This window comes from Vibrio sp. HI00D65, from assembly GCF_001635455.1.
Lineage (GTDB): Bacteria > Pseudomonadota > Gammaproteobacteria > Enterobacterales > Vibrionaceae > Vibrio.
Map to the genome: position 1 here is coordinate 165,091 of NZ_LWEH01000255.1, position 22,228 is coordinate 187,318.

17 protein-coding genes are annotated in these 22,228 nt (G+C 43.5%); 8 read left to right on the forward strand and 9 right to left on the reverse strand.

Annotation, left to right across the window (positions count from 1 at the left end; translation table 11 throughout):
• Positions 1-40: 40 nt before the first annotated feature.
• Positions 41-763, forward strand: a complete 723-nt coding sequence (gene deoD, locus A3712_RS17720) for a purine-nucleoside phosphorylase (RefSeq protein ID WP_063524494.1) — start codon at positions 41-43, stop codon at positions 761-763.
• Positions 764-852: 89 nt separating this feature from the next.
• On the opposite strand, the gene A3712_RS17725 is transcribed toward deoD, so the two are convergent.
• Complete coding sequence (locus tag A3712_RS17725; protein ID WP_080566560.1) at positions 853-1,464, reverse strand: YtjB family periplasmic protein; 612 nt, start codon at positions 1,462-1,464, stop codon at positions 853-855.
• Between the two features lie 109 nt (positions 1,465-1,573).
• Between A3712_RS17725 and serB the strand changes: the two genes are divergently transcribed.
• Positions 1,574-2,563 (forward strand): phosphoserine phosphatase, encoded by a 990-nt coding sequence (serB, locus tag A3712_RS17730; RefSeq protein ID WP_063524495.1) that lies wholly within the window; start codon positions 1,574-1,576, stop codon positions 2,561-2,563.
• Between the two features lie 99 nt (positions 2,564-2,662).
• Here serB and A3712_RS17735 read toward each other — a convergent pair whose 3' ends face one another.
• Entirely contained in the window at positions 2,663-5,011 is a 2,349-nt protein-coding gene (locus A3712_RS17735; protein WP_063524496.1) for a PilZ domain-containing protein, read from the reverse strand.
• A 161-nt stretch (positions 5,012-5,172) separates the two neighbouring features.
• On the opposite strand from A3712_RS17735, the gene radA reads away from it, so the two are divergent.
• The gene (gene radA / locus A3712_RS17740; RefSeq protein WP_063524497.1) at positions 5,173-6,552 is read left to right on the forward strand and encodes a DNA repair protein RadA; all 1,380 of its coding nucleotides are present in this window, start codon (positions 5,173-5,175) and stop codon (positions 6,550-6,552) included.
• A gap of 234 nt (positions 6,553-6,786) precedes the next feature.
• Entirely contained in the window at positions 6,787-8,877 is a 2,091-nt protein-coding gene (gene fusA, locus A3712_RS17745; RefSeq protein ID WP_063524498.1) for an elongation factor G, read from the forward strand.
• Between the two features lie 173 nt (positions 8,878-9,050).
• Here the strand turns inward: fusA and A3712_RS17750 are convergent, their stop codons facing one another.
• The 3 genes from A3712_RS17750 to chrA all read right to left on the reverse strand — a co-directional run bounded on the left by A3712_RS17750 (position 9,051) and on the right by chrA (position 12,966).
• Entirely contained in the window at positions 9,051-9,263 is a 213-nt protein-coding gene (locus A3712_RS17750) for a VF530 family DNA-binding protein (protein ID WP_004740608.1), read from the reverse strand.
• Positions 9,264-9,685: 422 nt separating this feature from the next.
• Positions 9,686-11,374 (reverse strand): AMP-binding protein, encoded by a 1,689-nt coding sequence (locus A3712_RS17755; RefSeq protein ID WP_063524499.1) that lies wholly within the window; start codon positions 11,372-11,374, stop codon positions 9,686-9,688.
• A 443-nt stretch (positions 11,375-11,817) separates the two neighbouring features.
• A complete protein-coding gene (gene chrA, locus A3712_RS17760) occupies positions 11,818-12,966 on the reverse strand; it encodes a chromate efflux transporter (RefSeq protein WP_063524500.1) in 1,149 nt (382 codons plus the stop codon).
• Between the two features lie 100 nt (positions 12,967-13,066).
• Here chrA and A3712_RS17765 point away from each other — a divergent pair, with 100 nt between their 5' ends.
• Complete coding sequence (locus tag A3712_RS17765; protein WP_063524501.1) at positions 13,067-13,993, forward strand: LysR family transcriptional regulator; 927 nt, start codon at positions 13,067-13,069, stop codon at positions 13,991-13,993.
• Positions 13,994-14,263: 270 nt separating this feature from the next.
• On the opposite strand, the gene A3712_RS17770 is transcribed toward A3712_RS17765, so the two are convergent.
• A complete protein-coding gene (locus tag A3712_RS17770) occupies positions 14,264-15,604 on the reverse strand; it encodes an MATE family efflux transporter (protein WP_063524502.1) in 1,341 nt (446 codons plus the stop codon).
• A gap of 344 nt (positions 15,605-15,948) precedes the next feature.
• Positions 15,949-16,929: a transcriptional regulator EbgR gene (ebgR, locus tag A3712_RS17775; protein ID WP_063524503.1), complete on the reverse strand. Its 981-nt coding sequence runs from the start codon at positions 16,927-16,929 to the stop codon at positions 15,949-15,951.
• 755 nt (positions 16,930-17,684) lie between these two features.
• Here ebgR and A3712_RS17780 point away from each other — a divergent pair.
• Positions 17,685-18,341, forward strand: coding sequence for an outer membrane beta-barrel protein (locus A3712_RS17780; protein WP_063524504.1), 657 nt, complete (start codon positions 17,685-17,687; stop codon positions 18,339-18,341).
• A gap of 33 nt (positions 18,342-18,374) precedes the next feature.
• On the opposite strand, the gene A3712_RS17785 is transcribed toward A3712_RS17780, so the two are convergent.
• Entirely contained in the window at positions 18,375-18,926 is a 552-nt protein-coding gene (locus tag A3712_RS17785; RefSeq protein WP_063524505.1) for a gamma-glutamylcyclotransferase family protein, read from the reverse strand.
• Between the two features lie 289 nt (positions 18,927-19,215).
• Here A3712_RS17785 and A3712_RS17790 point away from each other — a divergent pair, with 289 nt between their 5' ends.
• Entirely contained in the window at positions 19,216-20,400 is a 1,185-nt protein-coding gene (locus A3712_RS17790; protein WP_063524506.1) for an NnrS family protein, read from the forward strand.
• Positions 20,401-20,474: 74 nt separating this feature from the next.
• On the opposite strand, the gene A3712_RS17795 is transcribed toward A3712_RS17790, so the two are convergent.
• A complete protein-coding gene (locus A3712_RS17795) occupies positions 20,475-21,485 on the reverse strand; it encodes an adenosine deaminase (protein WP_063524507.1) in 1,011 nt (336 codons plus the stop codon).
• A 352-nt stretch (positions 21,486-21,837) separates the two neighbouring features.
• Between A3712_RS17795 and A3712_RS17800 the strand changes: the two genes are divergently transcribed.
• Entirely contained in the window at positions 21,838-22,155 is a 318-nt protein-coding gene (locus A3712_RS17800; protein ID WP_063524508.1) for a DUF3622 domain-containing protein, read from the forward strand.
• The last annotated feature ends 73 nt before the right edge of the window (positions 22,156-22,228 follow it).

Below are 22,228 nucleotides of genomic sequence, written 5' to 3' on the forward strand. Positions count from 1 at the left end.
CTCTCTTTTCTTTTTTGTTTTGAGATAAAGGATATTTTCAATGGCTACTCCACATATTAATGCTGAAATGGGTGCGTTCGCTGACGTTGTATTAATGCCTGGCGACCCGCTACGAGCTAAATACATTGCTGAAACCTTCTTAGAAGATGTGGTTCAGGTGTGTGATGTACGCAATATGTTTGGTTACACAGGTACTTATAAAGGTCGTAAGGTATCGGTAATGGGGCACGGTATGGGCATTCCATCTTGTTCTATTTACGCGACGGAGCTTATTAAAGACTTTGGTGTGAAAAAAATCATTCGTGTCGGCAGTTGTGGTGCAGTAAGCGAAGATATCAAAGTACGCGATGTCGTGATCGGTGTGGGGGCATGTACTGACTCTAAAGTGAACCGTATTCGCTTCAAGGGCCATGACTTTGCTGCAATTGCAGACTACAAAATGGTGCGCGCGGCAGAAGATGCAGCTAAAGCTCGCGGTGTTGACGTGAAAGTAGGTAACTTGTTCTCCGCTGAACTTTTTTATACGCCAGACCCGGAAATGTTTGAAGTGATGGATAAGTACGGCATTGTTGGTGTAGAGATGGAAGCGGCTGGTATCTACGGCGTTTGTGCTGAATACGGTGCGAAAGCGCTAACAATTTGTACTGTCTCAGACCATATCAAAACCGGTGAGCAAACTACATCAGATGAGCGTCAAACGACCTTCAATGATATGATGGTAATTGCATTAGATTCTGTACTTCTTGGTGACCAAGAGGCGTAAGACTTTATCTACTTAGGTCGACAGATAAATAAAAGCCCCGTTGCTGCCTGAGCTTCGGGACTTTTTATTGGATAACGTAAATACGCTATTTATGAATTTACGTTTTTCAGAAGTAAGTTCTCGCCTGATTTGGTCGGCCTTCTACGAATCAACATAATAAACAGTACGCCACTGACGAAGCCCATCAATACCATGCCGATCATGTAGCGATCACTTTTGCGGTAGTGGTGATCCGATATTGCTGTCATTTTACCTGTCTCAAAGGTGACGCGGATAAAACCAATGATGGTGTTTTCTTTCGAGTAAATTGGCTCTACTAGCTGCTGTCTACCGATACTCGCGGTTGAAAGTGGTGTATCTAGGCCAAGAACCTCACGAACTGAAAGTGCCTTTTCGCTAGAAGCTAGGCGAATGCCTTCAGCATCATAGATGGTGGTATCGAATACCAGTCGATCTTGAGATAGCTGATTGGTCAGATCAAGCAGTCGTTCTTGGTCTTGTTGTGCGATCATTTTGCTGGCTGAAAGGGAAGCCTGAGAGATAAGTAGCTTGGTAAGTGTCTCGAGCTGTTTCGCTTGGATCTTCTCGTTCCCCTTGCTGATCACGACCGTATTTTTAATCGTAACGACGAACATAGTAGCCAACAAAATGAGGGCTAACATTCGCAAAGCGTTACGTATTGAGAACAATGATTCATTCATGTTTAACAGGGCCTGAAATAAACAAATGTTATGATTAAGACATATTGAGACTTGCGTTTTCAAATTGCAATAGGTTAACGTTTAGCGTAGTTAATTAGGAATCATACACATGGACGCTCAGAAATACCTGCCGATGAAAAGGCATACCACATTATTAACTCGACTCCCCGAGACTCGTTTCGCTTCTCAACTCGCTAAAGCTAAAGCCAACTGGATTGTATTCGGCGAGTACCTATCACCGCAATCTTTCGATGACATCGACTTTTTCACTGGCACTTACAACACCATTTTAGATACGTGGAAAGTTGGTCATTACGAAGTGGCATTGATGTCTGGCAACCTAACGCCAGCACATGAAGAAATCTTACAGGCTCTTAAGCTTGATTATGCTTGCCTTAGCGAAGTACCAGACTTATCTAAGCCAGGTTTGATCGTGATGGATATGGACTCCACAGCGATTCAAATCGAGTGTATCGATGAAATAGCCAAGCTCGCTGGAGTAGGTGGGTTAGTCTCTGAGATTACAGAGCGTGCTATGCAAGGTGAGTTAGATTTCGAACAAAGCCTACGCCAACGAGTTGGAGCACTAAAAGGTGCTGACGAGTCAATTCTAGAGCAAGTGCGTCACTCACTGCCTTTAATGCCTGACTTAGTGGGGCTTGTGAATACGCTTAACAAATTGGGTTGGAAAACCGCTATCGCATCGGGTGGCTTTACTTATTTCTCTGATTACTTAAAAGACACACTAGACCTAGATCATGCTCAGTCGAATACTTTAGAAATTGTTAAGGGTAAATTGACGGGCGAAGTGTTAGGTGATGTCGTTTCGGCGCAAACCAAAGCCGATATCTTAGTCAAACTGGCGGAAGAGTATGAGCTGGAACTGCATAACACGGTGGCTGTCGGTGATGGCGCGAATGACTTGGTGATGATGGGGGCTGCTGGTTTAGGCATTGCCTTCCATGCAAAACCAAAGGTTGAGCAACAAGCTCAAACGGCTGTGCGTTATGCTGGCTTGGGTGGGGTATTGTGTATCCTGTCTGGCGCGTTGGCTAAGCAACAAAAAATCAGCTGGCAGGCGAAACCGTCAGGTTCGTAACAGTATGATTATTTAATCGTGTGATATTGAAAGGCAAAAAAGTAGGCACTGAGCCTGCTTTTCTATTTTGTGGTGTCTAGATATATCGGGTGATTGTGACTAACGCGTTAGTTCCAATCGGATCAACACTTCATCAGTAATGTCCTCTATTTCACCATAACCGATAAATGCGGTGATCTCGTTTTCTAGCTTCTTCGCTTGGTGCATGCTTATACGGGCAAGCTCTTCTAAATCCGATTGGAACAAGGTGGTCAATGGATTAAAGATTGGCGCGGTCGTAACACGAAGTACATACACATCACCTAAGTGCTGCGCTTTCTTAATGAATAAGATTCTTTCTTTTGCTGAGGCAAAGTCCTTCACCAGCTTAGTGTGTACTGATTGAATTTTGTCACCAAACTTCACCGCAGCGATATAAACGTCGTGGTGTTTGGGCTCTGCATCTTCAACTCTCTTGAGTGGCTCAGCCAGCAGCGAGTTGGTGTGGCCTTTAAAGATAGGCTCCAATGAGAACTTTTGATTGTGACCCAGTTTCGCCAGTAGAGTGAGGTGCTTATTCAGCGGGAAATTCACACCAATGATCTTACAGCGCAGTGTTGAGCTTGGTTTATCAATGAAGATAGGGGTGCTCACCATCTTGGTCAACAAAATATTGTGCAGCGACTCAAGCAAGGAGTTCGTTGGCAGTATCTCTCCCTTCTTAATCAGATTACTTTGGTTTTGAACGATAAGCCCATTCAAGAATGCGATGGTACGCATTGTCTTAGCGTTCTCAGCAATCACCAATTGGACATTTCGGCCATTCGGGCTCACACGAATCACGTGGTAAGGCACTGTACTTAATGGCAGGTTCTTATCGTAAAGTTGTAGCTCATTAAAATTCACGATCACAGGGTCATTGATCTTGAGTATCATCGGGTGCTCAAGAGTAATGCTCAACCCACGTTTCGAGATATCTAAGGTATGAGCGTTTACCGCTTCACCATCTTGTGAGGTGATCTGCAACGGAGACTTAAATTGATATCTAGGTTCTTTACGTCGAGTTTGTGAGTCAAAGTAGATGCTTTGTATGTTACCAACCACAGCGCGTGGATGACGAAAGCAATTCAATTCACTGCTTGGAATTCGAGGCTTTTCACTCAATAGGTAATCCGCGGCATTTTCGTGATCGCCAATCTCTTGCAAGATACCGCAATGGGTCAGTTGTGCTGAGCTTTGTGCTAGTGTGTCTGAATGCTTAGCTAAAGCTTGTCGTTCTGTTTCTGATAACTCAAAAACAGAGAACTTGAATGCCTTCCAGCTTTTACGCTTACCACCAATGTGCCAGAACAGTTGTCTTTGTTCACGAGTCGCTTCAGGTAACATCATCGAATAGAACAGCGTCTTATCTTGATGTTCGTGAGTAAACGAGTAGATAACATTACTGGTGCCTTTCACACCGGGCTTCGCCAGTAAGTTCATGCGCTGTTCGTTGAACAGAGTTCCGAGAGCTTGCTGGTTTCGCTCGTCATGCCAGTATTGCCATAGCGGATGGTTGTTATCCGTAAGCAAGGCGAGTTTGAGCTCACTGCCACTGAAAAATAGGGGAAGGTTGCAAGTATGCTTTAGATAGGTGTGCTCGATACCTCGCGTGCGAGTTCGAATGATTCTATCTTGGTTCTCGTGGCTGGTTTTCTTACTGGTGCTATTTAAAGATTCATCGAGCAAGCGAGCTACAATATTGTTGTCACTGACCTTTATGGTTCTTAGGAATTTAACCGCGTCGTTTTCGTAAGAATCATCAATACCCAAAACGCGAAATTCAACCACTTGGTTTACATCGGCTTCGAGTGATTTTTCTACCAGTTCAGTGAACTTGACGCTAATGATCTCGCCTAGGTTATAGCGAAAGGCACTCGGTACTTTGAATTTTGCACCTGAAGGTGAGATATCAACCGTAACACCGTGCAGGCTTTGCCCTTTAGATGTGGTGACTTCAACCTGTGAGCTTATCTTGAGTCGGTTTTCTTGACGTTTTAAGTCATAACCAAGGTTTATAGTTTCGGCTTCATAGGGGCTGTTGGCACTGGTGATGCCTTGATTACTTTGAGACGCACTCTTAACCACACTACGCAGAGGCTGAATTCGTGGCGCCATAACTAGCTCCCAAGCCCCTTCGGTGTAGCCTTTGAATTTTTTTGTACCACGTTGATAGGCATTTAAAGCGATGTCGTCGAGCCAGTGTTTTCGGCCATCGAGTGTGAATTGACGACATTCATTATCGATACGTCCGCGTAAATCAATGCTCTTTGTACACGGAGCCATGATACGATTCAGTTCCATTTTAACGAGTAGTTTCAGAGACGGCGATTCACCTTCTGTCATTTGAGAAAGAAGGAATTCGAAATCTTCGGCGTGATAAGCCGGGATAAGACGCTCTGCTACAGATAGAATTTCAGATTGCTGCATACTTTTCTTGTTAGAATGGACGGTACATTTATGTTATCGACTAGTTTAAATTGATCTTTAAATATAAGTGATGTGACTGCAACGTTTATTTGCACCCGTACGGTCAAATAAGTCACAAATTGACAACATCATTGTGTAACTGGGTAAATTATTGAGGTTTTATGGCTAAGGCAAAGCGAGCTTATGTGTGTAATGACTGTGGTGCTGACTTTCCACGTTGGCAAGGACAGTGCAATGCGTGTGGTGCTTGGAACACAATTACCGAAGTTAGGTTAGCTGCTTCTCCTCAGGTAGCACGCAATGAAAGGTTAACTGGCTATGCAGGTAGCGCGACCGAATCTAGCGTTCAAACCCTGTCGGAAATTGATCTACAGGAAGTGCCTCGTTTTAGTAGTGGCTTTAAAGAGCTCGACCGCGTACTTGGTGGCGGTGTGGTACCGGGTGCTGCGATTCTTATTGGTGGTAACCCAGGTGCGGGTAAATCGACACTACTGCTACAAACCATGTGTTTGCTTTCTTCTCAACTTCCTACTTTATATGTGACTGGTGAGGAATCGTTACAGCAGGTCGCGATGCGTGCTTCACGTCTTGGTTTGCCAAAAGAGCACTTAAAAATGCTCTCTGAAACCAATGTCGACAAGATCTGCCAGGTAGCTGAAAAAGAACAGCCTAAGATCATGGTCATTGACTCCATCCAAGTAATGCATGTTGCTGATGTTCAATCTTCACCAGGTAGTGTGGCTCAGGTTCGTGAGTCAGCGACGGCACTGACTCGTTTTGCTAAGCAGAACAACGTGGCCATTTTCCTAGTAGGACACGTAACTAAAGATGGTACGCTAGCGGGCCCTAAAGTACTTGAGCACATTATTGACTGTTCAGTATTGCTAGACGGCGGAACAGATAGCCGTTTCAGAACATTACGCAGCCATAAAAACCGTTTTGGTGCAGTGAATGAGCTGGGTGTGTTTGCGATGACAGGCCAAGGGCTAAAAGAAGTCAGCAACCCATCGGCTATATTCTTGTCTCGTGGCGAAGAAGAAACGTCAGGCAGTTCAGTTATGGTGGTGTGGGAAGGTACCCGCCCACTGCTTGTTGAAATCCAAGCGCTGGTGGATTACTCCCAGTTGGCGAATCCTCGTCGAGTCGCGGTTGGTCTTGAACAGAACCGTCTTTCTTTATTACTCGCCGTGCTGCATAAACACGGCGGCTTACAAATGGCTGACCAAGATGTGTTTGTGAATGTCGTCGGTGGTGTTAAAGTAACCGAAACTAGTGCTGACCTTGCATTAGTCATGGCATTACTCTCTAGTTTCAGAGACCGCGCATTACCTAAAGATGTGGTGGTTTTTGGTGAAGTAGGCCTAGCGGGAGAGATTCGTCCTGTACCAAGTGGGCAAGAACGCTTGAATGAAGCATTTAAACACGGCTTTAAGAAAGCAATTGTCCCTGCTGCTAATATGCCGAAAGGTGGTATCCCTGGAATGCAAATCCACGGAGTGAAAAAACTATCAGAGGCAATTAATGCTTTTGATGAGTTGTAATTGAACTCACTTCAGCTAATCTATACAGCAGAAATTCAGTCTAACTTTAACGCCGATTGGGCTTGAGGTTAGCACTATAATTAACAATCATTTAGGTTGTTTCTACAGCGTGCCTTTTTCTACATGTTAGGAAAAGGCAAAGTTTTTTAGTCCCAAATGCATGCAAAGCTATCAGTCTTCACAGATTGTGATATACTCTGCGCGCATTTTATATCCTATTAACAGAGTAAGACAATGGCAGATTTATCGAAATACAGAAACATTGGTATTTTCGCGCACGTTGATGCGGGTAAAACAACTACCACTGAGCGTATCCTTAAGCTAACTGGTCAAATCCACAAGACCGGTGAAGTTCATGATGGCGAATCAACGACTGACTTCATGGAACAGGAAGCTGAGCGCGGTATTACTATCCAATCAGCAGCTGTAAGCTGTTTCTGGAATGGTCACCGTCTAAACGTTATCGATACTCCTGGACACGTTGACTTCACAGTTGAAGTATACCGTTCTCTTAAAGTACTTGATGGCGGTATCGGTGTATTCTGTGGTTCTGGTGGTGTTGAACCTCAATCAGAAACTAACTGGCGCTACGCTAACGAATCTGAAGTATCTCGTCTGATCTTCGTTAACAAACTAGACCGTATGGGTGCTGACTTCTACCGCGTTGTTGACCAAGTTAAGAACGTTCTAGGCGCTACTCCACTAGTAATGGTTCTACCAATCGGTCGTGAAGATGAATTCGTTGGTGTTGTAGACCTACTAAGCCGTAAAGCATACGTTTGGGATGACACTGGTCTTCCTGAAAACTACGAAATCAAAGATGTTCCAGCGGACATGGTTGATGACGTTGAGCAATACCGTGAAGAACTAATCGAAACTGCTGTAGAGCAAGACGATGACCTAATGGAAGCTTACATGGAAGGTGAAGAGCCTTCTATTGAAGATATTAAGCGTTGTATCCGTAAAGGTACTCGCGATCTAGCGTTCTTCCCAACATTCTGTGGTTCTGCATTCAAGAACAAGGGTGTTCAAATCGTTCTTGACGCTGTAGTTGATTACCTACCTGCTCCAACAGAAGTTGATCCTCAGCCTCTAACTGATAAAGAGACTGGTGAACCTACCGGTGAAGTTGCGACAGTATCTGCTGATGAGCCACTACGTGCTCTTGCGTTCAAGATCATGGATGACCGTTTTGGTGCACTAACCTTCATCCGTATTTACTCTGGTGTTCTTAACAAGGGTGATACAATTCTTAACGCTGCTACAGGTAAAACTGAGCGTATCGGCCGTATGGTTGAGATGCAAGCTGATGAGCGTAACGAACTTACATCTGCACAAGCTGGTGACATCATCGCTGTTGTAGGTATGAAGAACGTTCAAACTGGTCACACTCTATGTGATCAGAAGCACGAATGTACTCTAGAGCCAATGATCTTCCCAACTCCAGTAATCTCTATCGCTGTATCTCCAAAAGATAAAGGCGGTTCTGAGAAAATGGGTATCGCGATCGGTAAAATGGTTGCAGAAGATCCATCTTTCCAAGTTGAGACTGACGAAGAAACTGGCGAAACTATCCTGAAAGGTATGGGTGAACTTCACCTAGACATCAAGGTAGATATCCTTAAGCGTACATACGGTGTTGACCTTGTAGTAGGTGCTCCTCAAGTAGCTTACCGTGAAACAATCACGAAAGCTGTTGAAGATAGCTACACTCACAAGAAACAATCTGGTGGTTCTGGTCAATTCGGTAAGATCGATTACCGTATCAAACCAGGCGAAGCTGGTTCTGGCTTCACTTTCTCTTCAACTGTTGTTGGTGGTAACGTTCCTAAGGAATTCTGGCCTGCAGTTGAGAAAGGTTTCGCATCTATGATGGAAAACGGTGTTCTTGCTGGCTTCCCAACTCTAGATGTGGAAGTTGAACTATTTGACGGTGGCTTCCACGCAGTTGACTCATCTGCAATCGCATTTGAAATCGCAGCGAAAGGCGCATTCCGTCAATCTATGCCTAAAGCGGGTGCACAACTTCTTGAGCCAATCATGAACGTTGACGTATTCACTCCAGAAGATCACGTTGGTGATGTAATCGGTGACCTTAACCGTCGTCGTGGCATGATCAAAGATCAACAAGCTGGCGCTACTGGCGTACGTATCAAAGCTGACGTACCACTATCAGAAATGTTTGGTTACATCGGTCACCTACGTACTATTACTTCAGGCCGTGGTCAATTCTCTATGGAATTCCTACAGTACTCTCCATGTCCAACAAACGTGGCAGACGAAGTAATCGCTAAAGTTAAAGCAGACAAAGAAGCTGGTAAGTAATTAGCTCTTTTCTAAATTAACTAGAAAGCCCCGCAAGTGAAAGCTTGCGGGGCTTTTTTATTAGAATCATAGTGCGAGATGCGAGATGCGAGATGCGAGATTGAAGTGGCCCCAAAGTAGGCACAGGGGCAATCCCGTATTCAACAATACGGGATTGATAAAGCGAGGGGAGGCTAACGTTTTAAATCAATGTAGATTTGCTCTACCTTAGTACGGGCCCATTCTGTTTTGCGCAGAAACTTTAAGCTCGATTTGATGCTGGGGTCCTTTTTGAAGCAGTTGATGTTTACCATGTAGCTCAACTCTTCCCAACCATAATGTTCAACCAATTCTGTTAGCAGTTTTTGCAATGTGATGCCGTGAAGTGGGTTATTTGCTTGTGTCATGAGATTTACTCGTCATTTATTTGCCCTCAGTATATCAGTTTCATCTCATCAATTATCAGACCATTTGAGCTCGTAACTTATCTCGATAGAAGAAAGTTCTTCCAACTTTTATTCCCAAACAACTGAACCTGACTTTGTACTCAAGTTTTAAAGCTTTTGATTTTCTCTCGATGGAACTATCCCGTGAGTGCACAAAACAAGCAATTGTATTTGGGTTTGAGTGCGATATGACCTACCCGTATCAGTTCTTTTCCTAATAAATACTAAAAAACAAACAGTGTTTAACTAGTTAGACACTTTGAACGGATAATGCGTTTTTCAAAACAAAATGCGAACAACCAAGTTGAAGTGATGAGAAGATGTCACTATTTATAAGTTGAACTTACAAAAAAGGAGCCTTACTGGCTCCTTCTTAATTTTTATTACTGTTCCCAAACCACTAATTTATCTTTTGGCCAGTTATGGCCTACTTCGTGATACTTCTGTTCTAAGACATGGCGTTTGATCTTTAGGGTCGGTGTTAATACGCCATTATCAATACTCCATGGTTCTTTAATCATAAGTACGCCCTTAATTTTCTCATGAGACGCAAGCTTCTCATTCATTCTCTCGATCACTCGCTGAGTTGTTCTTTCATAGCGAGCGCGATCAAAGTTAGGGAAGTCATGCGGAACAACGAGCAGAATTGGACCTGGTAAGCCAAGGCCTATTAGACACATCATTTCTACGCGGCTGTACTCAAAAAGCTTGTTTTCGATAGGGACTGGCGCTACAAACTTACCTTTCGCAGTTTTGAAAGTATCTTTTTTACGCCCACGAATAGTGAGGTAGCCTTCGCTATCGATATCACCAATATCACCAGTGTGCAACCAGCCTTCAGAATTGAATGATTCTTGCGTTGCAATATCATTTTTGTAGTAGCCAGAGAACAGCCCTTTACCACGAACTAAAATTTCTTCATCTTCGGCAATCTTAAGTTCAATACCTGGACCAGCATTTCCGACCGTGCCAATTTTATCCGCTCTGAACGGGTAGTTTAAGGTGCTATAAGCGAAAGACTCTGTCATTCCCCATGCTTCAGTGATGTTTAGACCAACGCTTTCGTACCATGCTAGTAGTGCTGGTGATACTGGCGCAGAACCACAACCTAGGACACGAGCTTGGTCTAGACCTAAGCCATCTGCAAGCTTCTTCTTAATGATGTTATTAATGAACGGGATCTTCAGTAGGATGTTCAGTTTTTTCTGTGGAAGTTTATCTTGGATACGCTGTTGGAACAGGGTCCATAAGCGAGGGACAGAAATAAACAGAGTCGGTCGTTGCATCTTAACATCATCAATGAAGGTGTCTAAAGATTCTGGGAATGCAGTAACGACACCGCCCATTACTGATGAACCAAAGATGTAGACACGCTCTGTAATATGAGCAAGTGGTAAGTACGAAAACAGACGATCATCCTTTTGGATACCTATGTGATCGATTAGGCTCTGAACTGACCATGTAAAAGCACCGTACGTGAGCATTGCGCCTTTCGGCAAACCAGAGGTACCAGATGTATAAACAAGAGACATCAGCTTATCATCATTATGCTGAGGGCGTTTTCTGGTTGGTTCATGTTCTTTGATCAGCTGTTCAAATGTGTGCTTACACTTCGGTGCTGTATCGTAGGGTAGCGAGATGCTAATTAAATTTGTGTTGTCATTGAACACTTGTTGTGTTGCTTTAGGATCATCGAGCTTACCTGCAATGACGATCTTACTTTCACTGTGTTCAATACAGTATTGGATGGTATCTGAACCTGCAGTAGGAAAGATTGGGACGCTGACAAAATCTCCCAACATTATGGCGAGGTCACAAATAAACCACTCTGCACAGTTTTTGGAAATGAGCGCGACTCGATCTCCGGGTTCTGCTCCAAGTGCTTCTAGTGCGGACGCCAGTTTTAGTGCTTTATCAGCCACTTCTTTGTAGGTGAACTCGACAAACTGGCGGTTAATAATTTGTTTTAAATAGACTTCATTTGGGCGTTCTTCTGCCCATTTTAGAATCATATCATTGGGTGTAGGGAGAGCGGTTGCTTGTTCTTGGCTAAACTTGTTAGGCTGAATCATTGTCTAACTCCATGTTTTTCGCTAAGTTATTTTTGTTAATATCGTGTTAAATGTACCATGGTTTTTTCTTTTAGGGAGTAAAATTAGCGTTTTCTGTTATCCGTGTAGGCTCTTGTTTAGCTTATAGAGTCAACCTCTGTTCTTTTCTTCTCTAATATTTGAAAAGTATGATATGTCTCGTGGGCATCATTAATCATAAATCACTGCTATTTTTGATCGGTTTTTTACTTCGTAGAGCTGTTGTATAACCAAATTAGATGGTTATACGTGGAATTATGAAAGCTCTTCTCAGAGTGTAGTTGAAAACCTAAATGGGAGTAGCTAACTGTAAAGCGTCCATCTCTTCAATCTTGGCTTTGTTCCTCAAGCTACGTTTATTCACTGACCATAGCTCGTCCTCTAATTTCCATGGAACCAAGCTTATAGGCTAAGTTTCGTTATTTTTAACTCAATAAACCTATAAATGAGCCAAATAACATGAATGCACCGACAAGCCCTACGATTGGCATCTTGACCGTTTTCAATAGCCACACACCTACGATGATCAGAGCGAAGTCTAAACCGTTACTCACCGCACTTGTGAAGATTGGCTGATACAGAGCCGCAAGTAGTAACCCGACTACCGCTGCATTCACACCGATAAGTGCACCAGCAACGAATGTTTTACTTGCGATTGCCTGCCAGTTTTTCAATACACCCAGTAGTAATAAGAAGCCCGGTAAGAACACGGCGATTGTCGCTAACAAAGCGCCAGTTATTGGTGCCGATGGCATTAATACATAGCCTAGGTATGTCGCTAAGGTAAACATTGGACCAGGTATGGCCTGTGCTGCAGCATAGCCCGTTAGGAACGCATCTTGGGATAGTTGGTCACCAATACCATTCTGCAACAATGGAAGTACCACGTGACCGCCACCGAATACTAAGCTGCCAGCTTGATAGAACAGCCCAAATACCTCAATACCTTGAGAATATGCACTGAACAGAGGAAGGCCAACCAACAGCGCGACGAAAATAACGAGCGGCGTTATGGAAATCTTGTCTGTTGATGGAACCGTTTTGATTTCTTTTGAGGTCAAAAACTTGCTGCCAATGATTGCGGCAAATAAAAGTACCAAGATTTGCGGCCAGATCCCTGGTAGCAACAGGAGAACCACGGCAGTGATGACACACAAAGCGGTCGCGACTTTCGATTGGCAAAAGTTTTTGTACATGCCAAATGTGGCATCAGCAACCACCACAACTGCAAGCAACTTCAAACCGTGAATGATTGAATTGAATAGAGGCGCTTCCAATAGCTGATTGCTCACCAAAGCTAATATCAACATTAAGATGACAGATGGGGAAGTAAAGCCGATAAACGCAGCAATCGCACCCGTTAAGCCACCTCTTTTGTAGCCAACTGCAAAGCCAACTTGGCTTGAACCTGGTCCAGGTAGAAATTGACTAAGCGCGACAATTTGCCCGTACTCTTCATCAGATAGCCAGTTAAGCTTCTCAACAAAGGTTTTACGGAAGTAGCCAATGTGTGCAGCTGGTCCACCAAAGCTAATCCAGCCAAGCCAAAAAAAGGTTTTAAAAATTGAAAGCATGATCGATTCCAGATAAACGCTTAGCGTAATTTATGGTGACTTAGACTATGATTCAAATTAATTGTTTTAATTGTAACTATTAATAAAATGGGTTCTTTGAATGCATGATTTTAACTGGAAAGGGATCGACCTTAACTTATTGATAGCGCTGCAAGCGTTGTACAAAACGAACAGTGTCAGTAAAGCTGCTGAGCGTTGTTATGTCAGTCAGTCTGCGATGAGCCATAGCCTTCAGCGACTTAGAAAGCTGTTTGATGACCCTCTGTTTGAGCGAGTTGGGAGCAAGATGGAGGCGACAGAGAGAGCGATAGAGTTATCGAGCACCGTCGATGCTTTGCTCAATACCATTCAATCTGACGTATTACTTTCTAAATCGTTTGATGCACCAACGTACAAAGGTAATTGGAAGATCGGTCTTACCGATTATGCCGAGCAGATGTTTGCTCCAGTGTTGTTTGATCTCATTAAACAGTCTTCCCCTGATTCTCAAATTGCTTTGTTCAACGTAAACCGTGGTAACTATCAGCGAGTATTTGAAGATTCTAAGCTTGATATGGCGATCGGTAGCTTTGGTGAAGTGTCTAAGTTATACAGAACCAAGCACTTGTACACCGAACAGCACGTCTGCTTGCTCGATAATTCAGTGTTGTCGATCGAAGAACCCATGTCTTTAGAGCAATTTGCATCTGTTGGGCATGCTTTGGTTTCTCCTGCTGGAGTAATAAAAACGGGAGTCGACAGTCGCCTAGCTGAACTAGGTTTAAGCCGAAAAGTAGTTATTGCTTCGGGTAACTTTTTAACGGTGAAGCGCTTAATTCGTGGCAGAGAATTACTCTGTATTGTTCCTAAGCTGGTGGCTCGCAATGACACTGAGGATGAAGAAGCATTGTTATCTGTCAAGCCACCGATAGATGTACCGGATTTCGATATACAGCTTGTCTATCGGAAAGCGAAGCATTTAGATGATAAAAATAATCTACTTAGAAGACTGATTATAGAAGCTGTGTCGTCTGTGATTGCTGAGTAATTTTTTGCATTGGGAAGTAACCCCATTTTTTCTGATTATTTAAGAAAAAGTCAGGTTAATAATAAGGACCCTACTATACTTAATTTACGGCTCAAAGCAGTCGTTAACAATAGGCTTTTGATTTACCTAAGTAATAAAAGTGGTTATATCGATATGATATAGCTTAAAAAGCTGCCAAGCTAAAAGGATTTAGTTGGTCTAAAAAGCGCTAGCTCCCCCTAGCGCTTTTTCTTTTTTATCAATCAAATTTACTAACGTATCTTCAATCACTTAAAGCGAGAAACGAGTCCATTTTTTTGCCCGCCAGCGATACGCCATAATGATGCCTCGGAACCATTCATCCATCGCGATCGCCATCCAAGCACCAAGAACACCATACCCCCAGTGCACGCCGAGCAAATAGCTCATGGCAACCCCAATGCCCCACATGCTGAGTATACCCATTTTCACTGGGAACTTAATATCGCCAGCGGCTTTCAAGCATGAGATGAAAATGAGGTTAAATACTCGGCCGGCTTCGAGAATGATTGACCCCGCAATCAGCCCTGCCGCTAATGCGATGATCTTATGATCTTGTGTGAAGAGGTCGAGAATCTCATAACGGAACAGGTAAACCACACAGGTGATCGTGGTAGAGGCGATGAAGCCCATCACAAAGTAGCGCTGTACGCGTGACGTGATTTCATCGATCCACCCTTTACCAATGTAATAACCGGTTTGAATTTGGCTACCTTGACCAATGGCTAAAGCAAACGCGAACGAAAGGCGTGCGATGTTCTGAGCGTAGGTAAAGGCCGCCAATGATGATGTGCCCATCTGAACGACAAAAAAGGTAATGCTAATTTGTGCCATGTTGTAAGAGAGCACTTCACCCGCGTTCATCGAGCCAATCTTCATTATCTTCTGATAGATAGATTTCGGTATCGATTTAAACCGTTTCACGGGTAGGTCTATGCCTTTACTTCTGACCACACCAATCAAGATAAACATGCCAATCACTTGGCTAGTCACGGTTGCAATGGCAACCCCTTGAACGCCGTATACCGGCAAGCCAAAAGGTTGGTAGAGCGCGCAGTAGTTCCCGAAGATATTGATCACACCTGCAATCATATTGATGACCATTGGAGATTTAGAGTAACCATGACTGCGGAGGATAGTGGTGAGTACCACTCCTATCGTGACGTTGAAAGTGAGGGCACCACTGATGAACAAGTACTCCTGTGCGTACTGTTCAACCTGAGCTTCAAGCTGGTAGAGCGGAATAAAGTACTCTGCCCCCAGAACCGCGAAAATACTCAGCAATACACCCGTAATAATCGCCAATATGATGCTGGCAACACCAACTTGAGCGCTTTCTGTATCGCGTGAGGCGCCATTGTATTGGGCAATGAGAATACCAGTACCACTGCTGACCATAGTCGATACGATGATTAGGAAAAAGGATATCTGAGAGATAACACCAACGGCAGACACGGCTTTGTCTGAGTATCCAGATAACATGAATACATCACTGGTGTTTAGTGCAGTTCGAAGCAGCACTTCGATAAAAATTGGCCAAGTGAGCGCAACGATTCCCATGCGTTTGTTTAGGGTGGAATCAGCATTAGGCATTTAGGTTTTCTCAAAAAAAGGAAGGCGAGACTATAGTTTAGTGGTTATTGGGTAAACGAATATCAAATTAATGTCCGGATTATGAATATGGGTAAAGATATTTTGAATAAACCCGTGTTGCCCACATTTTAGCTCTCTGTGATGAAACTTATTCGCATGTTTCATGGTGTGAGTCGATCGGATTTCTGCCACTGAAAAGTAGCAATAAGAGCTCAACGTGCAGGAATGAGAGTAAAAGGATCATGGTAGGCCAAGTGCTATGATAGCTTGCCGTTTGCTTACATTGTTTCTATGTTTCAAGGCCACCCATAGCTGGCAGCCTTTTTATTTAAATGAAAGATAAGCTACTTTGTCGTGTCTCGTAGCTTGAGCTCGCTCGGCACGTAAACTCTTAATGGTATGCTTCGGGCGTCACGAGATTTTTCAATCAATAAGTTAACACTTTGAGTTCCCATTAATTCAGAATGAATACGAACGGTTGATAAAGATGGGAAGGTAAACTTAGCTGTTGGGCAATCATTGATGCTGATCATCGCGATGTCATCTGGAATGCTTAATCCATGTTCATGAATGGCACGTAAAACACCAATTGCGATTGAGTCTGATGCGATAAGTATTGCTTTGGGGTAGTTACCACTTTTTAGCATTTGATTCGCCAGATTGTAGCCTGAAGAACTAGAGAACTCGCCTCGGTAGATATCTTGCTCACTGACGACGTTCTTCAAATGACCGTATTCTGCAAAGGCTATCTCACGAAGATCTGGGGTGCGACTGTCGTATTGCCCGCCAATGAAACCAATGCGCTCGTAACCTTGGTTAATGAAAAAGTTGGTGATTTCTTTGCTGATGCGGGCGAGGTCAATATCAACGGAGTCATAAAGTTCTGAGTGATCTGTATAGTTAACAAAGCAGATGTTACTCGTGAGTTTCTTTGCTTGTTCAATAACTTCTTTAGTCATCCTGCCAACGAGTAAAATACCGCTAACTTGGCGTGAGTTTGTCTGTATTTTACTTTCGTAACAGTTGATTAGGCCAATATTCATCTTTTCGCACTGGTTTTCGATGCCGTGGCGAATTGATAAGTAGTAAGGGTCCTTAACTTCAGCGTCCTGTTTGTAGTTATACAGTGCAAGAAAGTGGTGCTGCTTTTTGTTAGTCGCCGTTTTACGCGAGCTACTGATTTTATAATCTAGCTTATCTGCAATTTCAAAGATACGCTTTTTGGTCTCCGCTTTGACGCTTAATGTTGGATCTTCATTGAGAACTCGAGAAACGGTAGCTAATGAAACATTAGCTTCAAGCGCGATATTTTTTAACGTAGCCATACTCACTTCCTGTAATTGGAACATTGCGCTGCTTTCAAATTTTTCAGTTTAAAGGCAATGTATCCCTTGATTGCATAGTCCCATCGCAGTCAAACGAAAGGCCATACATTAGCGGTCAGTAAAATCAATGTTTAACCACTTTATGTTGTTTTGAATCTAATTATAATTAAATATTTTATTTAAATTCAATGGATTATAAACAGCTATTGGTTGTTTTTTCAATGGGGTAATAGATATGTTCGGTATGGTTTCCTGTCTATATTTACAGTTTGTAGCGCTTAAGCTAAAAGTACTACGAGATTGGCAGTGCGTATTTTGATAAATACGAGCTCGTATTGAGAGGAGGAGGCTGATTAAGTTATAAATGAAAGCAAAGAGAGGCTAATTGTAAAGGTACGATTTCACCCGTTTGATTTAATGACGTTCAAAAAACAGTCGATGGAAGAGCTCATGCCAAGCCGAATGTACCACTTTTTTTCTAGGACTTGGAGTCTGACTGGCGGTGGCAGAATTTTTGAATGACACAAGCGTAGAACCGACATGAGTCGATGATAGCAATCGCAGTAGCACAGGGGGCTCTCAAACCACAATGCCAGCTGAAATTCGAGTGGTTTCACAATTACCTTGAATGAAGCATTCACGTTATTTATGTTTTGTGTCTCAATTTATAAATCCTGATATTGGTTAATGTGCTTTTTTACTTATACTCGTGAGCTTTCAAGGTTTCATAAAACATTGGTAAATAAGGAATTATAATGAGAAAAGCCCTGTCATTAATGGCTTTAGGTGCAGTTGTTGCGTCTACGTCAGTTCAAGCGAATGAAAATTGGTATGTTGCAGCTGATGTATTCAAGACAGAGTTAGATGCAGAATCGTTTGCAGGATCGTCTAAGATGGGCTCTAGTACTGGTGTCGGTATTGCACTTGGTACGGAATATCAATATTCGAATGGCTTAAGTCTGGCTTGGGAGTTTGAGTACATTCACTTTGGGACTTTCACTAAATTCTGGATGGTACAGAACCCTGATTTCGACAAAGTAAAAGCTGATATTGAAGCTCAGTCACTCAACTTTAATGTTAAACCTAAGTATTATTTTTCTGGTTCAGGTTTTTATTTGGGTGCGATCGCAGGTGTAGGAGTCACGAAGGCAGATCTCAAATTGACAGCGGTAGATCTCAAATTAACAACGAAATCTAACAACCCTTCTACAGGAAACCAAACTACTTCAGATGACGACAGTGACTTTGGCTTTAACTACGGTGTTGAAGCCGGTTACGAATTTACATCGGGTGTGGTTGTTTCTGGTGGTTACCGTGCATCCTCATTGGAAATTGGTGTGGAAGGCGGTGGCGAGCTCGATTTGGACTTCGATAGCTTTTACGTTGGTGTAGAGTATCATTTCGGTCCTTAGTTAGAACTCAATCTGCATTATTCAAAGGAGCCTCTAGGCTCCTTTTTTAGTTAGTCGATCAATCACCCTATGGTGGTGCTCGGACACTCCCGCTAGGTTGCCATATTTAGGCTGGTGGCGATCATTTTCTAATGGGTGGTGCCAACCTTGTGTGTGTTTAACAAAGTGTGCCGCAAAGCTTTCAGACACCTCTAAGCATCCAGCTATGACTGTATCGACATAGGTTTGAACGATAGGGCTGTTTTCACAAGGCGCCTCGATTTCATCTTTCACATAAACCCAAATAGATTGGTCTTCTTTGAATTCGGTTTGGCTCTCTATCTGATTAGCTTTTAATTCGACGCGGTGATAGCCACGTTCACGACGATCAAACTCAGCAAGTGCCATCTCGTCGACTTCAAGTAAAACACCATTCACTTGCCCTTCGCCAAGATTGACGATCAAAGGGGATAACACGTAACTGTCGTCGATCTTACTCCAATGGCGCACCAAACCATGAACAATCGCTGGGATTGCTTGACCCGTTTGGCTGGTAAGTTGACGTGAGGAGGAGTTGATCAAGCTGCCATAACCAAAAATATACATCGCGTTCCTTGTCTGAGTTCTGCCATTTAAGTCTAGTCTTACTATATGTGGGGCAATCATAAAAGTCAGTAATTTTCTATTTATACTCTTATGTGTCTTTATGACTCTTTTAGTTGTGTGGTTTTGACTTTTTGATTGGACAATGAACCTTGTGAGTAGTTGTTTTTACTGGCTTTATCTTGTTGGCGCGTTTCATGCAATGTGAACTGCACATTGCATCAAGCTTGATGCACACCAAATTTAGGTTTAGGTAATACCTTGGCCGCTTATCTGAGAGTTAGGAGCGAGTTTGTTAAATATCACAGATAAAAGTGTGGAAGACGCGATTCCAGCCTATTTGCGTTTAGGCTTTCGACCTTTCTTCTTTCTAGGCAGTGTTTATGCCGTAATTGCGATTGTGGCTTGGGTCATCATGTTCCAAAACGGCCAACCTGAAATTCTAAAGGTGCCCGCGTTATGGTGGCACGTGCATGAGATGTTGTTTGGGTTTTCGATGGCGATTGTTGTTGGCTTTGTACTGACGGCCGTACAAACATGGACTGGCGTCAATGGCACCAAGCATTATCGATTAGCAGTATTAGTCGGCTTGTGGTTGGCACCTCGCATCCTATTTTGGACACCGGCACCGCTATGGCTAATTTCGTCGATTGAAGCGCTGTTTTTAGCTTTTTCTGCTTACGAGATTGGTTTTCGAGTCGTGCAATCGAAAGGGTGGAAAAACCTATTCTTCGTCCCGCTGTTTGTACTGGCGATTGTGGCGAACTTTGCGAGTTACGCGACCATCAAGGGGATGCCGCCGTTTCCTTCTTCAGCGGTATGGCAAGCCATGCTGTGGTGGTTTACTTTGCTGCTATCGGTGATGGGGGGACGAGTAATCCCATTTTTCACGGCGCGTCGCTTTAACTTTGAAAAAGCGCAGCCATTGGTGTGGTTGGAATGGTTAGCAAATCTACCTTTGGTGGGGCTGTTTATCTTGAGCTTCTTCCCTTTGGCCTTTGCTCAAGTGGGCAGCGGATTAATGGTTTTTGCTGGTGTTGCTCAACTGGTACGCTTTATCCGTTGGAAACCTTGGACAACCTTATCTGAACCCTTGGTTTGGTCGCTGCACGCTGCATATGTGTGTATTCCGCTAAGCTTGCTGTTACGTGGCTTGTTAGATAATCCATTTGCCAGTCACAACATGCTGCACCTGTTTGCGATTGGTGGTTTGAGCGGGCTTATCTTAGCGATGATTAGCCGCGTGACCATGGGACACACTGGCCGTGCTATCTATAAAGGGCCAAGCATGGCGCTCGCATTCTCTGCAATTTTTATGGCAGCGCTGGTACGTAGCTTAGGTGTCACCTTCTTCCCTGGTTATTTGCTTGAGATGGTAAACATCAGTGCAGGCTTGTGGATGCTGGCGTTTGGTCTGTTTATCTGGAAATTCGGAATGATGTTACTTACGCCAAGAGTGGATGGTCATCCAGGGTAAATTGATTTCAGTATCTTGATTATAAAGGGAAGCATTGAGCTTCCCTTTTTTGATTGAAATAAACGCTTATCAACTTATTGAGTGTTAGCTATCAAGTATTGACGTACCTGTGTAATCAGGTCCTCTTTGGCATGAGGGGAGATGAAACTTGCTTCAACGGCATTAATACTGAATTGGGCTAACTCTTGATGGGTGACTGGGTGGGCATTGGCAACCGCGAGGAAATTGTCATTCATGTAGCCGCCAAAGTAAGCTGGGTCATCGGAATTGATGGTGACACAAAGCCCTTTTCTCAGAAGCTCGACAATGTTGTGCTGCTCCATAGTATCGAAGACTTTAAGTTTGGTATTCGACAGCGGACAAACTGTCAGTGGAATACGTTTTGCTGCCAACTTTTCTACGAGTTCTGCATCATCGATACAGTGAACTCCATGGTCGATCCGGGTGATACCTAACATGCTCAATGCATCAATAATGTTTTGCGCTGGGCCTTCTTCTCCGGCATGTGCGACAGTCAAAAAGCCTTGGTTAAGCGCTTCTTGGAATACATGTTTAAACTTCTCGGGCGGGTTACCCTGTTCCGATGAATCTAAACCAACCGCAATGATTTTATCTTTGTAAGGCAGAGCCTGTTTGAGTGTCTCGAACGCGCTGTCTTCGTCAAGGTGGCGCAGAAAACACATGATAAGTTGGCTGCTTATCCCAAGTTCATGTGCAGCTTGGTCGAGTGCACGAGTGATGCCTGTGATAATAGTGTCGAAGATGATACCTCGCTCAGTGTGGGTTTGCGGGTCGAAAAAAATCTCAGTGTGAACCACATTGTCTTGTTGGCACTTTAGTAGGTATGCCCAAGTGAGGTCGTAAAAGTCTTGTTCATGTATCAGTACATTGGCGCCTTGATAATAGATGTCGAGAAAAGACTGCAGATTGTGGAATTGATAGGCGTCTCGCACTTGCTCTGGGTTCTCAAAGGGAATCGATACGTTATTGCGCTTGGCCAGTTCGAACATCAGTTCGGGCTCCAGTGTGCCCTCAATGTGTAAGTGCAGCTCAACCTTCGGTAAATTTTTGATGAAGCTATCCATAGCAACTCCTTAGCTATTTTAATTATGGGCGGAGTAGGGGGAGATAATTAACGTCTACCAAGCTAACGAGTTAGACGACTCATTGATCTCTGTTTGAGCATAGTTCATTTCATGGTTGTCGATGAAATGAGGCTGAAATTGTTAGGGATTAGAGGCTGTTGAATGCTTAAAAATGAGCCGCAAACGATTTGCAGCACTAGAGTGTGATCCGCTGCAAATATTTGCAGCAATATTCGTTGATTTATGCTCTAATATCGCGCTTACCAAGGGATGGTGTTAAAAGATGCTCACTTAGATGGAGTTATCAAAGTTGACCGATCCCTTAATGATCTCCCTTAGGAAAAAATAGAACATGTCTAAGAACAAAAAATTTGATATCCGCCTTACAGAAAAACGCAACGGCTGGTGTGCAGAGATTACTCGTCAGGTAACGTCTCGCAGCACAACAGTATCTAAGCGTGAGTCTGGTTTCGAAACAGAAGCGCTTGCACAAGAGTGGGCTGAGAAAGAGCTAGCATCTTTCATCGCAAACCAAGCTGAACGTAACGAGCGTAAAGCGGAACAACGTAAAGAGCGCGATGAACTACGTCACGCTAAAGAGCTTAAAGCTGAGCAAGCACGTGAAGCACGCGCTAAAGCTCGTGCAGAAGAGCAAGAAGACACTGAGTAATTCGGTGCACGATTAATTTATAGGTCTCTTAATTTTAAGATAAGGGACCTATAAAAAAGCCCCAATATAGTCA

What these genes read in the sequence shown, in the direction of transcription:
- deoD (WP_063524494.1), top strand. Translation starts at nt 41, where the DNA reads ATGGCTACTCCACATATTAATGCTGAAATGGGTGCGTTCGCTGACGTT.
- A3712_RS17725 (WP_080566560.1), bottom strand. Translation starts at nt 1,464, where the DNA reads ATGAATGAATCATTGTTCTCAATACGTAACGCTTTGCGAATGTTAGCC.
- serB (WP_063524495.1), top strand. Translation starts at nt 1,574, where the DNA reads ATGGACGCTCAGAAATACCTGCCGATGAAAAGGCATACCACATTATTA.
- A3712_RS17735 (WP_063524496.1), bottom strand. Translation starts at nt 5,011, where the DNA reads ATGCAGCAATCTGAAATTCTATCTGTAGCAGAGCGTCTTATCCCGGCT.
- radA (WP_063524497.1), top strand. Translation starts at nt 5,173, where the DNA reads ATGGCTAAGGCAAAGCGAGCTTATGTGTGTAATGACTGTGGTGCTGAC.
- fusA (WP_063524498.1), top strand. Translation starts at nt 6,787, where the DNA reads ATGGCAGATTTATCGAAATACAGAAACATTGGTATTTTCGCGCACGTT.
- A3712_RS17750 (WP_004740608.1), bottom strand. Translation starts at nt 9,263, where the DNA reads ATGACACAAGCAAATAACCCACTTCACGGCATCACATTGCAAAAACTG.
- A3712_RS17755 (WP_063524499.1), bottom strand. Translation starts at nt 11,374, where the DNA reads ATGATTCAGCCTAACAAGTTTAGCCAAGAACAAGCAACCGCTCTCCCT.
- chrA (WP_063524500.1), bottom strand. Translation starts at nt 12,966, where the DNA reads ATGCTTTCAATTTTTAAAACCTTTTTTTGGCTTGGCTGGATTAGCTTT.
- A3712_RS17765 (WP_063524501.1), top strand. Translation starts at nt 13,067, where the DNA reads ATGCATGATTTTAACTGGAAAGGGATCGACCTTAACTTATTGATAGCG.
- A3712_RS17770 (WP_063524502.1), bottom strand. Translation starts at nt 15,604, where the DNA reads ATGCCTAATGCTGATTCCACCCTAAACAAACGCATGGGAATCGTTGCG.
- ebgR (WP_063524503.1), bottom strand. Translation starts at nt 16,929, where the DNA reads ATGGCTACGTTAAAAAATATCGCGCTTGAAGCTAATGTTTCATTAGCT.
- A3712_RS17780 (WP_063524504.1), top strand. Translation starts at nt 17,685, where the DNA reads ATGAGAAAAGCCCTGTCATTAATGGCTTTAGGTGCAGTTGTTGCGTCT.
- A3712_RS17785 (WP_063524505.1), bottom strand. Translation starts at nt 18,926, where the DNA reads ATGTATATTTTTGGTTATGGCAGCTTGATCAACTCCTCCTCACGTCAA.
- A3712_RS17795 (WP_063524507.1), bottom strand. Translation starts at nt 21,485, where the DNA reads ATGGATAGCTTCATCAAAAATTTACCGAAGGTTGAGCTGCACTTACAC.
- A3712_RS17800 (WP_063524508.1), top strand. Translation starts at nt 21,838, where the DNA reads ATGTCTAAGAACAAAAAATTTGATATCCGCCTTACAGAAAAACGCAAC.